This window comes from Pseudomonas sp. (assembly GCF_030684895.1).
Classification (GTDB): domain Bacteria; phylum Pseudomonadota; class Gammaproteobacteria; order Pseudomonadales; family Pseudomonadaceae; genus Aquipseudomonas.
In genome coordinates, this window is sequence record NZ_JAUXXP010000088.1 from 23,506 (window position 1) to 36,913 (window position 13,408).

Annotated in this window: 13 protein-coding genes; 11 read left to right on the forward strand and 2 right to left on the reverse strand. The window is 61.1% G+C overall.

Features of this window, described 5'->3' with window-relative positions; translation table 11 throughout:
- Positions 1-168: 168 nt before the first annotated feature.
- On the reverse strand, positions 169-2,091 hold the full coding sequence (locus Q8M42_RS19390) for an ATP-binding protein (RefSeq protein WP_304867183.1): 1,923 nt from the start codon (positions 2,089-2,091) through the stop codon (positions 169-171).
- A gap of 249 nt (positions 2,092-2,340) precedes the next feature.
- Here Q8M42_RS19390 and Q8M42_RS19395 point away from each other — a divergent pair, with 249 nt between their 5' ends.
- From Q8M42_RS19395 to Q8M42_RS19445, 11 genes are all read left to right on the forward strand, one after another.
- Positions 2,341-3,363 carry an NAD(P)H-dependent glycerol-3-phosphate dehydrogenase gene (locus Q8M42_RS19395; protein ID WP_304867181.1) on the forward strand — a complete coding sequence of 341 codons (1,023 nt, stop codon included), beginning with the start codon at positions 2,341-2,343 and terminating at the stop codon, positions 3,361-3,363.
- Between the two features lie 34 nt (positions 3,364-3,397).
- Positions 3,398-3,745 carry a DUF4389 domain-containing protein gene (locus Q8M42_RS19400; RefSeq protein WP_275962814.1) on the forward strand — a complete coding sequence of 116 codons (348 nt, stop codon included), beginning with the start codon at positions 3,398-3,400 and terminating at the stop codon, positions 3,743-3,745.
- 25 nt (positions 3,746-3,770) lie between these two features.
- On the forward strand, positions 3,771-4,235 hold the full coding sequence (gene sixA / locus Q8M42_RS19405; RefSeq protein ID WP_304867176.1) for a phosphohistidine phosphatase SixA: 465 nt from the start codon (positions 3,771-3,773) through the stop codon (positions 4,233-4,235).
- A gap of 114 nt (positions 4,236-4,349) precedes the next feature.
- Positions 4,350-6,017: an AMP-binding protein gene (locus Q8M42_RS19410; protein WP_304867173.1), complete on the forward strand. Its 1,668-nt coding sequence runs from the start codon at positions 4,350-4,352 to the stop codon at positions 6,015-6,017.
- 67 nt (positions 6,018-6,084) lie between these two features.
- Positions 6,085-6,531, forward strand: a complete 447-nt coding sequence (locus Q8M42_RS19415; RefSeq protein WP_304867170.1) for a hotdog fold thioesterase — start codon at positions 6,085-6,087, stop codon at positions 6,529-6,531.
- 395 nt (positions 6,532-6,926) lie between these two features.
- Positions 6,927-7,736 carry an alpha/beta fold hydrolase gene (locus Q8M42_RS19420; RefSeq protein ID WP_304867168.1) on the forward strand — a complete coding sequence of 270 codons (810 nt, stop codon included), beginning with the start codon at positions 6,927-6,929 and terminating at the stop codon, positions 7,734-7,736.
- The gene (locus Q8M42_RS19425) at positions 7,733-8,596 is read left to right on the forward strand and encodes an alpha/beta fold hydrolase (protein WP_304867165.1); all 864 of its coding nucleotides are present in this window, start codon (positions 7,733-7,735) and stop codon (positions 8,594-8,596) included. Before Q8M42_RS19420 ends, Q8M42_RS19425 begins: the two co-directional genes overlap by 4 nt.
- A gap of 51 nt (positions 8,597-8,647) precedes the next feature.
- The gene (locus Q8M42_RS19430; protein ID WP_304867163.1) at positions 8,648-9,310 is read left to right on the forward strand and encodes a glutathione S-transferase family protein; all 663 of its coding nucleotides are present in this window, start codon (positions 8,648-8,650) and stop codon (positions 9,308-9,310) included.
- Positions 9,307-10,119, forward strand: a complete 813-nt coding sequence (locus tag Q8M42_RS19435; protein ID WP_304867161.1) for a DUF4892 domain-containing protein — start codon at positions 9,307-9,309, stop codon at positions 10,117-10,119. The genes Q8M42_RS19430 and Q8M42_RS19435 overlap by 4 nt, the downstream gene beginning before the upstream one ends.
- Positions 10,120-10,210: 91 nt before the next feature.
- Positions 10,211-11,290: an AI-2E family transporter gene (locus Q8M42_RS19440; protein WP_304867158.1), complete on the forward strand. Its 1,080-nt coding sequence runs from the start codon at positions 10,211-10,213 to the stop codon at positions 11,288-11,290.
- A gap of 246 nt (positions 11,291-11,536) precedes the next feature.
- Positions 11,537-13,081 (forward strand): YdgA family protein, encoded by a 1,545-nt coding sequence (locus Q8M42_RS19445; RefSeq protein ID WP_304867155.1) that lies wholly within the window; start codon positions 11,537-11,539, stop codon positions 13,079-13,081.
- A gap of 212 nt (positions 13,082-13,293) precedes the next feature.
- On the opposite strand, the gene Q8M42_RS19450 is transcribed toward Q8M42_RS19445, so the two are convergent.
- Positions 13,294-13,408 (reverse strand): transposase (locus Q8M42_RS19450; protein WP_305285360.1); only part of this gene is annotated, 115 nt, incomplete at its 5' end.

A 13,408-nucleotide genomic window follows, 5' to 3' on the forward strand; every position in this document is an offset into this window, starting at 1 on the left:
TCCTCAATATGTCCCATGCGCCAAGGCTGGGCGAATCGTCCTGGCTGGCGGCGCAGTCTGCTGCGCCTGCCAACAGCCTAGTCATAGACTGTTGCGTTGTGGTGAAAGTCACAGCCTTGTGAGTACAGTTGTACTCCGCTCTTGTTGGCCTGTCATAGACCTATGGCTCTAGCCTGCAGCAGTTGAGCCTTCTTGACTACCCGTCGAAGGTCGAGGGGGCACCCAGCGCTGCAGAATTCGCTGTAAATCTGCCCGTTTAAAGGGTTTTGCCAGGTAGTCATTCATGCCCGACTGCAGGCAGGCTTCACGGTCGCCCTGCAGAGCATTGGCGGTCAGGGCGATGATCGGCAAATCAATGCAACCGGGCAGGCGGCGGATCTGCCGCGTGGCCTCGTAGCCATCCATGATCGGCAGGCGGCAATCCATCAGAATCGCTGAGTAATGCTGCTGACTGACCTGATGCACGGCCTGGGCGCCATCGCCGACCAGGCTGACCTGATAGCCCAGGCTGCGCAGCATGGCTTCGATTACGGTCTGGTTGACCGGGTTGTCTTCGACCAACAGCACCGGCTGGCCGTTGCCCTGGTCCGCCGCCAGTGGCGTGTCGCGGACAGCAGGTGCGACCTGCTGGGAAAATGGCAGCGGCACTTCCAGGGTAAACACTGAGCCCTGACCCTCCTGGCTGACCGCGCGCAAGGTACCGCCCATGCGTTCGGCGAGGGTGCGAGCGATGGGCAACCCCAGCCCGGTGCCGCCGTAACGTCTTGAAATAGAAGTGTCGGCCTGCTGGAAGGCATCGAACATATGTTCGAGCCGCTCGGGAGAGATACCGATGCCGCTGTCGTGCACTGCGCAGCTGAACCACAGCACCTGATTGTCCAATGCTTGCCAGGTGCTGTGCACGCGGATGCTGCCGGTTTCAGTGAACTTCAATGCGTTGCCGATCAGGTTGACCAGGATCTGCCTGATTCGCGTCGGATCGCCTTGTACCTGCAACTGTTCCAGGCCGCCCTGGGTTTCCAGCATTAACTGCAGGCCGCGCTGCTGGGCGCTGTGCTGGAACACCTGAATCGAGCTTTGCAGCAGGTCGAGCAGGCTGAAGGGGATGCGTTCCAGCTCCAGTGCGCCGCGTTCGATGCGCGAGAAATCGAGGATATCGTTGATCACTTTCAGCAGGTGCTCGGTGGATTCGGTAGCAAGCGCCGCGTACTCCGCCTGCTCCTGGGTCATCTCGGTGGTTTCCAGCAGCTGCAGCATGCCCAGCACGCCATTCATCGGGGTGCGCAGCTCGTGGCTCATCATCGCCAGAAAGTCGGATTTGGCGCGGTTGGCCAACTCTGACTGTTCGCGGGCCTGAATTAGCAGGGTCATGGCCCGCTGCTGTTCTTCACTGGCGCTGGCCAGGCCGTGGGCGAGGTTGTTGATATGCCGCGCCAGGGCCTGCAACTCGCCTTCACCGACTTCGGGCAGGGTGGTTTGGTAATTGCCAGCCTGGATCGCGCTGACAGCTTCACCCATGGCGCTAAGCGGTTGCGACAGGTGGCTGGCTAGGCGGCGAGCGAGAATAAAGGTCAGGACCAGGGCGAACAGGGCGAGCAGGGTGGCCTTAAACAAAATTTCCTGCTGGCGGGTGTTGAAGGCATCGTTGGACATACCCACGACGACATAACCCAGGTAGTCATCGGTCAGTGTCTGCTGGGTGGGGGTGTTCAGCGCCGCGCGTTGCAGATGGATCGGCGCCTGGAACACCTCGACCTGGCTACTGGCGTGGCCGCTGCCGGGCGTTTGTTCGACGTAGACGAGAATCTTGCCCGTGTGGTCGCGCACTTCCAGAAAACGCACATGCGGGGTCTTCAATGTGGCTTGTAATAGGGCGTCGAGAACATCGAGGTTGCCGGAAATCACGCCGTAGGTGCTGGCCGGCGCCAACTGGCTGGCAATCAGCTGACCGTAATGATTGAGCTCCTGACGCAGGTCTTGCAGGCGGGCAAAGGTGAAGAAACCGGTGAGCAGCAGGGTCAGCAGCAGGGCGGGGCCGACACTGATCAGTTGCGTGCGGGTATGGATATTCCAGCCACGGCGCAGGATCATCGGGTCACACCGCTGCTGTGCAGAATGTGCGGGCGCTGGAGAACGGGCCGGTTTTTTGCGGTCTCAGGGTGAAGCTGGGCTTGGGTGCTATCGATCACGCCACAACCTTGTTTGCGTTTGAAAGGCTGCATGTTAACTGAGCTGCCTGGCTTTGCCAGTGCTAGCCGCGCAGCTAAAGCTGGCTGCATACGGACGCCGCCGTATAATGCGAGCGATTCGCCACTTTCAATGGTTTACCACGGATGCGTTATGACTGATCAGCACCCCATCGCAGTGCTTGGCGGCGGTAGCTTCGGCACTGCGATTGCAAATTTGCTGGCCGAGAATGGTCAGCACGTCCTGCACTGGATGCGCGACCCACAACAGGCCCAGGCGATTCGGCTGACCCGTGAAAATCCGCGTTACCTCAAAGGCATCAAGATTCACCCAGGCGTTGACCCGGTAACCGACCTGAGCGCGACCCTGAATGCCTGCCAGCTTGTTTTCGTGGCCTTGCCCTCCAGTGCGCTGCGCCAGGCGTTGCAGCCGGTGGCTGAATTGCTTAGCGGCAAGTTGCTGGTGAGCACCACCAAGGGCATCGAGGCGCAGAGCTTTCTGCTGATGAGCCAGATTCTCGAAGACATCGCCCCGCAGGCGCGCATTGGCGTGCTCTCCGGGCCGAACCTGGCGCGTGAAGTGGCCGAGCATGCGTTGACCGCGTCGGTTGTCGCCAGTGAGGATGAAGACCTCTGCCTGCAGGTGCAGGCCGCGCTGCACGGGCGCACCTTTCGCGTGTATGCCAGTGGCGACCGTTTTGGCGTCGAGCTGGGCGGAGCGCTGAAGAATGTCTACGCGATCATCGCCGGTATGGCGGCGGCCATGGGTATGGGCGAGAACACCAAGAGCATGCTGATTACCCGCGCGCTGGCGGAAATGACCCGTTTTGCGGTCAAGCTGGGCGCCAACCCCATGACCTTCCTCGGCCTGGCCGGCGTGGGCGATCTGATCGTCACTTGCTCCTCGGCGAAAAGCCGCAACTACCAGGTTGGCTTTGCCCTCGGCGAGGGCTTGAGTCTCGAGGATGCGGTGGCGCGCCTGGGTGAAGTGGCGGAAGGGGTGAACACCATCAAGGTGCTGAAGGCCAAAGCCGAGGAATTGCAGGTCTATATGCCGTTAGTGGCCGGTCTGCATGCCATTGTGTTTGAGGGGCGCACGCTGGATCAGGTGATCGGCGCATTGATGCGTGGCGAGCCAAAGACCGACGTCGACTTTATTCCCACCACCGGTTTCTGAGTTTTAGCTTTCTAAACCCTGCAAGGAGATGAGCATGAGTGATGACAATCAGCAACTGCAGCGCGAATCGATTCTGCTGCGCATTCTCTGGATGGTGATCTTCACCATCGTCTGGCAACTGGCGGAAATCCTTCTGGGCGCCGTGGTGTTGCTGCAGCTGGGTTATCGCCTGTTTTACGGTGCACCAAATGCCGGCTTGCTGGGCTTTGGCGACAGCCTAAGCCAGTACCTGGCGCAGATCGGCCGTTTTGGCACCTTTAATAGCGATGAGAAGCCCTGGCCGTTCGCCGACTGGCCAACCCCGCAAGCGCCGCAGGGTGAAACCCCGCACAGCATTCCGCCGGCGGCCCACCCGGTGCGTGACGAAGAGCCGAAGCTGTGACTGGTCGGTTGATGGGGGCAGGGCGGTGAAGCTGTGGCTCTTGCGCCACGGTGAAGCCGAACCGGCTGCGCGCACTGATGCCGAGCGCAACCTAACTGTCTATGGTCGGCAGCAAGTGCGTGAGGCGGCTGCGCAGTTGCTGGACCGGCCGTTGCAGGCTGTGCTGGTCAGCCCCTACGTGCGGGCGCAGCAGACGGCCGATCTGGCCTGCGAAGTCTTAGCCTTTAGCGGTATTCGGCAGACGGTGCCCTGGCTAACGCCGGAGAGTGATCTGCGCCAGGCGCTACGGAAACTGGATGGCTATGGGTTTGACGAGCTGTTGCTGGTCACCCATCAGCCGCTGGTTGGCGCTTTGGCGGGCCTGCTGATACATGGACATCGTCAGCAACCGCTGCCGATGAACACCGCCAGTCTGGCGTTGCTGGAAGGTGATGAGCTGGCCGCAGGCTTGATGGAATTGTCTGCCCACAAGCATCCAAGCGGTTCCTGACGCCTCACTACACACCGAAACATTTCTCCTCTTGCGGGCCGCCTTTGTGCGTGGAATAGTCAAACCAAGCAATTGCTTGGTTGGCTCCACAAAAACAACAAAGGAGGAAGCCCTGTGGCTGATGCAATCCGTTTGCCGCTTGAGGTGTTTTATGAGCGTGAGGCTCGGCACCCGAATAAACGCTACATGGTGCAGCCGCTGCCGGGCGGTCAGCTGCAGGAACTGAGTTGGGCCGATGTCGGCGAGCAGGCGCGCCGTGCGGCCAACTGGCTGCGTAGCCGCGAACTGCCGCAGGGCAGCCGCATTGCGATCATTTCCAAGAACTGTGCGCACTGGATCGTCACCGACCTGGCGATCTGGATGGCCGGGCACGTCTCGGTGCCGCTCTATCCCAATCTCACCGCCGAGTCTGTTGGTCAGGTGCTGCGCCATTCCGAAGCGGCGCTGGTGTTCGTCGGCAAGCTGGACGATTGGCCGGCCATGGCCCCCGGTGTGCCGCAGGATGTGCCGACTATCGGCCTGCCGCTGCGCCCGCAGGGCGAGTTCAGCTTTACCTGGGATGACCTGCAGGCCTGCACGCCGATTCAGGATAACCCCAAGGCGGCCGCCGACCAGCTGGCCACCATCATCTACACCTCCGGTACCACCGGCACGCCGAAAGGGGTAATGCATCACTTCAGCAATTTCGGTTTTGCCGCCAGCCGTGCCACCGAGTTGTTTGGCGTCGGTGAGGATGATCGGGTGCTGTCCTACCTGCCGCTGTGCCACGTGGCCGAGCGCATGTTTGTCGAGCTGGCGTCGATCTACGCTGGGCAAACGATCTTCTTCGCCGAAAGCCTGGACACCTTCCTTGACGACCTCAAGCGCGCACGGCCAACCGTGATGTTTGGCGTGCCGCGGATCTGGACCAAGTTCCAGATGGGCGTCTACAGCAAGATGCCGGCTGAGAAGCTGGATTTTCTGCTCAAGCTGCCAATCATCGGCCGCATCATCGGTAAAAAGGTGCTGGTTGGCCTGGGCCTGGATGCCGTGCGTTACGCGCTGTCTGGCGCGGCGCCGGTGCCTGAGGCGCTGCTCAATTGGTACAAGCGTCTGGGCCTGGATGTGCTGGAGGTCTATGGCATGACCGAGAACTGCGGTTACTCGCATGTGTGCCGGCCGGGCAAGTTCAAGCAGGGCTGGATCGGGCAGAACAGCCCAGGCGTGGAAGTACGGATTGCCGAGGATGGCGAAGTACAGGTGCGCAGCGGCGCGACCATGCAGGGCTATTACAAAGACCCGGAAAAGACTGCCGAAACCATCACCGCCGATGGCTTCCTGCGCACTGGCGACAAGGGTGAACAGGATGGTGAAGGCAATCTGCGCCTGACCGGGCGGATCAAGGAAATCTTCAAGACCAGCAAAGGCAAGTATGTGGCCCCGGCGCCGATTGAAAACCGCCTGGGTGAGCACTCGCGCATCGAGCAGGTGTGTGTGGTCGGTGACGGCATGGCCCAGCCCATGGCCCTGTGCGTACTGTCTGATGTCGGCCGCAGCGAGGCTCTCAACGGCGAGCGAAGCGAGCTGGAAAACAGCTTGAAAAAGCTTCTGGAAGAGGTCAATCAACGCCTCGACAAGCATGAGCGCCTGCAACGTCTGGTACTGGTCAAGGAAGTCTGGGCGGTGGATAACGGCTTCCTTACGCCGACGCTAAAGATCAAGCGCGCGGTGGTTGAAGGCACCTATGGCGAACGCTTCGCCGAGTGGACCACTCGCAGCGAAGCGGTGCTCTGGCACGAGTGATCAGGCCTGTGGCTGGCATGCGCTGTGCCGGCCACGTTCTGGCTGAATCGACCTTAAAGGACAGACTATGGCCCTCTGGCAGCAAACCCCGAATCTCGAACAGCTCAACGCGATTCTGAAAAACACCATTGGCGAGCAACTGGATATTCGCTTCGAGTCGTTCGATGACGAGTCGATTACCGCCAGCATGGTGGTCGATGCGCGCACTCATCAGCCCTACGGCCTGCTGCATGGCGGCGCCTCCGTGGTACTGGCGGAAACCCTCGGTTCCACCGCCAGCCATTTGTGTATCGACAGCAGCACGTTCTACTGCGTCGGCCTGGAAGTGAACGCCAACCACCTGCGTGGCTTGCGCAGCGGCCGGGTGACTGCGGTCGCGCGCGCCGTGCACCTGGGGCGGACTACCCATGTCTGGGATATCCGCCTGAGCGGTGAAGATGGCAAGGCCAGCTGCATTTCCCGGCTGACCATGGCTATTGTGCCGCTGGGTGAGAACGGCCCGGCGCTGCGTTAGAACCTGCCCAAAGTCTGCTGCGCGTCGGCCCTGCTGCGTTAAAAACAGGCTCGGCAAGCCGCTCGCGGCTAACGCGCTTTAGCGCGGCCCGAAGGGCGAGTGAAACGAGTAATGCTCATATACAACAGTACAGTCGCATGCGAGCCCAATCCGCTTCCTCGCCGTTTTGACCAGCCGCAGGCTGTTACTAACGTCGCGCCTTGCATGGCTCTAGCTCGCGAGACTTTGCACTGATTCTTAGTGCGACCAAACCAATAACCCGTCAGCGTCGAGTCAACTGGCGGGCCTCCCATCAGCTTTGGCTATAGTGCCGTCATTCACTGGCCGTTTTGTCATTGCTGCATCGCTGATGCTACCGGACAATCATCCGCAACTTCCCTGATAAGCCCGCCGCCATGACCCAGTCTGTGTTCTTTGCCCATGCCAACGGCTTTCCCTCGGCCACCTACGGCAAGCTGTTTGCCGCGCTGGCGCCTGACTATTCGGTGCAGCACCTGGAGCAACATGGCCATGACCCGCGTTTCCCGGTGAATGACAACTGGAGCAACCTGGTCGATGAGCTGATCCATCACCTCGAATCTAACCAGCAGCCGGTGTGGGGTGTCGGTCATTCCCTCGGCGGCGTGTTGCATTACCACGCCGCCTTGTTGCGCCCCGAGCTGTACCTGGGGGTGGTGATGCTTGATTCGCCAGTGCTGACCCTGGCCGACAAGATGGTGATTCGCGCGGCCAAACGCTTCGGCTTTATCGACCGCATTACCCCGGCAGGGCGCACGCTGGGCCGGCGTGAGGAGTTTGTTGACCTCGCCGAGGCGCGTGGCTATTTCGCTGCTAAAGGCCTGTTTCGCCGCTTTGATCCCGAGTGCCTGGACGCCTATGTGCAGCACGGCCTGCAAGCGGCGGGTAATAGCCTGCGCCTGCGCTTTGATCCGGCCACGGAAATCAGCATCTACCGCAGCGTGCCGCACACCAGCCCGGGGCGACCGCAGCAGCTGAAAGTGCCATTGGCCATGGTGCGTGGTCGCCACAGTCGGGTGGTTATGCCGCATCACGCTCACTTGGTGCGACGCGTGCCGAAGGGCGAGTACCTGACGCTGCCCGGCGGCCATATGTTTCCCCTGGAGCGTCCGCAAGACACCGCTGAGCTGCTGAAAAAACTGTTCCAGCGCTGGGCTGGGCAACCTGCAAGCGAGCAAAGCGCATGAGCCTAACATTTGAAGAAGTGCGTCTGCGCCTGCCGCATATCGAGCTGGCCGCTCACCTGTATGGCCCCGAAGACGGCGTGCCGGTGATTGCCCTGCATGGCTGGCTGGATAATGCCGCCAGCTTTGCCCGCCTGGCGCCGCTGTTGCCGGGGCTGCGCATTGTCGCCTTGGATTTTGCCGGCCACGGCCATTCCGATCACCGTCCGCCAGGCGCCAGTTACGCCATCTGGGACTATGCCCACGATGTGCTACAGGTCGCCGAACAGTTCGGCTGGCAGCGTTTTTCCCTGCTCGGGCACTCCATGGGCGCGATTGTTTCGGTGCTGTTGGCGGCGGCGATGCCAGAGCGTATCGAGCGTTTGGCACTGATCGATGGACTGATTCCCTATACCGGTGAGCCGGACACCGCGCCACAGAAGCTCGGCGAAGCGCTCAAGGCGCAGCTGGCCCTGGCCGGCAAAAGCAAGCCGGTGTATGCAGAGTTTGACCGTGCGGTAGAGGCCCGCATGCGCGGTGTCGGTGCGGTCAGTCGTGAGGCCGCAGAGTTGCTCGCGCAACGCGGCCTGATGCCGGTACCCGGCGGCTACACCTGGCGCACCGACAGTCGCCTGACCCTGCCATCCCCGCTGCGCCTGACCCACGCCCATGCGTTGGCGTTTGTGCGCAACCTGCAATGCCCGACCAAACTGCTGATGGCGCAGCAGGGCATGTTGCTCGCTCAGCCGAGCATTACTTCGCTGGTCGAGGGCCTGGCCATCGAGGTGGTGCAGCTGCCTGGCGGCCATCATCTGCACCTGGATGATGACCTGGGCGCGGGCTTGGTAGCAGACTGTTTCAAAGCTTTCCTGGGTGCACCTTGACTTGGTAAAGGCAACTGGGGAAAGGTGTCGGCGATACCCACGGAGATTCGCATGATCGACCTGTATACCGCCGCCACCCCCAACGGCCATAAAGCGTCCATCGCACTGGAAGAGTTGCAACTGCCGTACAGCGTGCAGGCTTTGAGTTTCGACAAGCAGGAACAGAAGGCTGCGGCCTTTCTCAAGATCAATCCCAATGGCCGCATTCCGGCGATTGTTGACCGTGACAACGATGATTTCGCGGTATTCGAATCCGGCGCCATTCTGCTGTATCTCGCCGAGAAAACCGGCCAGCTGCTGCCCCGCGACGCCAAGGGCCGCTCGCGGGTGATCCAGTGGCTGATGTTCCAGATGGGCGGGGTCGGCCCGATGCAGGGTCAGGCCAATGTGTTCTTCCGCTACTTTCCGGAAAAACTGCAGGGCCCGATCGACCGTTATCAGCATGAAACCCGCCGTCTTTATGAAGTACTCGACACGCGCCTCGGCGAGTCGCAGTACCTGGCCGATGACTACAGCATCGCCGATATCGCCACCTATCCCTGGGTGCGCATCCATGACTGGGCCGGCGTCTCCGTCGATGGCCTTGAGCATCTGCAGCGCTGGATGGCTGAGCTGGCTGCGCGCCCTGCAGTGCAGCGCGGTTTGCTGGTACCACAACGCGAAGCAGACAGCGAAAAAGTCGTCAAAGCCGCCCAAGCGATGTTGATCAAATGAGCCACCTAAATCGTTACTGCCTCGGTCTGAGCCTGCTGCTGGCCAGCTGCGTTGTGTGGGCAGACGTGGCCGGCAGCCAGGATCTGGACGTGCTGCCGCGTTTCGCCGGGAGCAAGATTGTCAGCTTTAAGGATGTTGCCGAGCAGGAGCGCATCTACCCGCAAGGGGCGATTCGGCGCATCAGCGGCACCCTGCGATATGAGCGCGAAGTAGCCGCCCAGGGCCGTGTCACTGCGGTGACCTATGAGCTGCCACGCACCCACTCGGCCAATGAGGTGTTCGCCAGCGCCCGTGAAACCCTGCAAGCCGAGGATGCCGAATTGCTCTACTGGTGCGTGGGCCGCGAGTGCGGTTCCAGCAGCCTGTGGGCCAACGCGGTATTCGATAACGCCACCTTGACGGGCTCTGATGACCAGCAAACCTATGCGTTGCTGCGTTTGGCCGAGCCGCGCCAGGACAGCCTGCTGGCGCTGTACAGCATCACCCGTGGTAACAGGCGCGCCTATCTGCACGCCGAATTGCTGACGGCCAATGCGTCGTTGGGTGAAGTGTTGCCCACCCCGGCCACCCTGCAACGGCAGCTGAAAAGCACCGGTGAACTGCGCTTGGTCAAGCAGCCCGAACCCAGCGCTGCCTGGGTGGAACTGCTGGCACGCAGCCTCAAGCTCGACAGCACCTTGCGTGTGACCATCAGCGGCGCCCAAGCCGAAGCCTGGCGCGATGCCCTGGTTGAGCAGCGCGTTCGTGCCAGCCGTCTGGAGCTGGGTGACGCGGATGTGAACGGCGTACAACTCAACGTGCTGCGCTAAGACGCCACTCTCGGTACTCTTGTTGTTATTAATTGAACCGGCTCTGTCCCTTGTGGCAGAGCCTTTTTGCGTTGTGCAGGGAGCTGCTTGAATGGCCAATAACGATCGTTTGCTGGTGCAGATACTGCTGCTGGTCCTGTTGGGCGCCAGCCTGTGGGTGTTGGCACCGTTCTGGTCGGCGCTGTTTTGGGCGGCTGTACTGTCTTTTGCCAGCTGGCCGGTGATGCGCGTACTGACGCGCCTGCTCGGCGGTCGTCAGGCGCTGGCGGCGGGGCTGTTGACCCTGGCCTGGACCGTGGTGGTGGCCGTGCCGTTGGTGATGCTCGGTTTTAACCTGGCGGATCACATCAAGGATGTCACCGCGCTGCTCAAGGATTTTCAGGTCGACGGCTTGCCGCCGGCACCCACCTGGCTAGCGGGCGTGCCGTTGGTTGGCGAGCGTCTGGTGGGCTTCTGGATGACCATCGACCAGCAGGGTGCGGCGTTTTTCGCCACCGTGCGGCCGTACCTGGGGCAGGTCGGCAACTGGCTGCTGGCACGCAGTGCACAGATCGGTGGCGGCATGCTCGAGCTGGCCCTGAGCCTGATTCTGGTGTTCTTCTTCTACCGTGACGGACCGCGCCTGGCAGCCTTTGTCGAAAGCCTGCTGCAACGACTGATTGGTGATCGCGCCGAGCATTACCTGGAGCTGGTCGCCGGTACCGTGCAGCGGGTGGTCAATGGAGTGATCGGTACTGCCGCGGCGCAGGCGATTCTGGCCTGGATTGGCTTCACCATCGCTGGCGTGCCGGGCGCGCTGGTATTGGGGATTCTGACCTTCGGTTTCAGCCTGATCATGGTTCCGCCGCTGATCTGGGGGCCGGCCGTGGCCTGGCTGTTCTGGCAGGGCGAAGTCGGCATGGGGATCTTCCTGCTGGTATGGGGCTTCTTCGTGATCAGCGGCGTCGACAACATTCTCAAGCCTTACCTGATCAGCCGTGGTGGCAATCTGCCGCTGATTGTGGTGTTGCTGGGGGTATTTGGCGGCATCCTGGCGTTTGGTTTTATGGGGCTGTTCCTCGGTCCAACCCTGCTGGCCGTGGCGTACAGCCTGCTCAGTGATTGGGTCGGTAGCCCGGTTGTAAACACCGCTGCAAGCAGCGCCGAGCCGGCCGATAAGCCGCTCAGCTGAGTGTGCTGTGCTACCGCGCTGCAGTTCGAGCGGGTTGGCATTCTCGGTAAATTTACCGGGCGGCGCCTTGGTCGCCTGTCATCGTGGTGGTAGCCTTGCTGCGCTTCGCGGCCGCTGCACGGCGTGCGCAGTCAGGCGTTGCGCGCAAGCCCAACGCCGCGCCTCAAGCCGCAACACTGTTCAGCAGTGACACAGGCGGTAGCAGGGAAGCCCCACACCTATAACGGACACGCAGGATTACCCTTCATGAAGAAAATTGCAGGCAGCGCCCTTGGCGCAGTTGTCGTTCTCGGCGCATTGAGCACCGCAGGCGCCTGGTATACCGGTCAGCAGCTTCCAGCGGTCCTGGAAACCTCGATTCAGCAAGCCAACGAAGATATGGGCAAAACCCTGCCTGCCCTGGGCCTCAGTGCCACCATCGAACTGGTTTCGCTGGAACGTCAACTATTTAGCAGCAACGCGCGCTACCGCATTCAGTTTGCCGGGAGCCTGGATGGCGAATCGCCGAGCAACTTCGAGTGGTTTGTCACCGACCGCATCGAGCATGGGCCTTTCCCACTTTCGCGACTGCAAACCCTCAAGCTGCTGCCCGTTATGGCCACCAGCAACTATGCGCTGGAACGCAGCCCGGAGCTGGAGAAGTGGTTCGCCGGCAGCCAAGGCGGCGCGCCGCTGCAGGGCCAGGTCAGCCTGGGTTATGACCGTTCGCTGAGCGGTAACCTGCGTGTGCAACCGTTGCAGATGGCGCTGGATGAGCAGACCCAGATCGATTTCAGCGGCCTGGAGATTGACTTCGACAGCAGCGCCAATGTCGAGAAAATCAGCGCCAGCGGCGTGATGGACAGCTTCAAGCTCACCTCAACCCTGGCCACCGATGAACGCATGCGTCTTGAGTTCAAGGGCATGAACCTCACCAGCAACACCCGCAAGGGCGTCAGCGATTTCTACCTGGGGCAGAACGAGGTGCGCCTGCAGCAGATCGAGCTGCAAATTGGCGAGAGCGCGCCCATTCTGTTCAAGGATTTCGTCCAGCGCGATGAAACCAGCGAAGCCAACCAGCAGCTGTCAGCGCGTTACAGCTATGACATCGGCATGATCAGCTACCAGGGCAACGACATCGGCTCCTCGCAGATGCTCTGGACCGTGAAGAACCTCGACGCGGCGGCCCTGCAGTCGATGATCGAGCTGTACGGCACGCTGCTGCAGAGCGGCAAGGTCGACAGTGAAAGCGGTATGCCGCAGCTGACTGATGAGCAGACTGCGCTGTTCAAGACCGATCTGGAAAAACTGCTGGCCGGCAAACCGGGCCTGGCCCTGGAAAAACTCGCATTCAAGACCGCCAATGGCGAAAGCAGTTTCAGCTTTGGCTTGGACCTGGACAAACCGGTGTCCTTCGACCTGCCAGCGCCAGAACTGACCAAGCAACTGATCGCCCAGCTGGATGCCAAATTGCTGGTGTCCAAGGCGATGATCGGTGATGTGGTCGGCGTTCAGGCCACGATTGCCGGCGAAACCGACAAGGAAGCGATTGCCCAGCAGGCGACCATGTTGAGTGAAATGGCCAGCGGTATGGCGCTGGCCAGCGAACTGGCCGTGCTGCAGGGTGAGGACATCAGCTCCAGCCTGCATTACGCCAACGATCAGGTGACCTTCAACGGCAAGCAGATGACTGTGGATCAGTTCGTTGCGCTGGCCATGAGCAGCGGCGGCGGTCTGGCGGGCATGGGCCATGACGCCCCGGCCGATGAAGCGCTGCTGGACGACAGCGAGGGTGAAAGCACCCTTCAGTAAAGCCTTCAGCGCTACGCCACCGGCGTAGCCTGCGCGGTAAAAACGGCCAGACGACCTGTAAAGCAGGGCGCCTGGCCGTTTTTGTTGGCTATGTACCCGTTAGGTGTTGCACGCATTGGGTAGAGCGCACCCTACGCTTTACCGCGTTTCATGCACCGTATCGCTGCTCGGGATGACTCAACAGATAACGGGTACATAGCCTTTTTATTGGTTCATCGCGCTTTCCCGGGGAAGGCAGCCTTGATTTTCAGGAAGAAGTAGTCCGAGTCCCTGAAGCCATAGGCCATACGCTTGATCACCTTGATGCGGTTGTTCACCCCTTCCAGC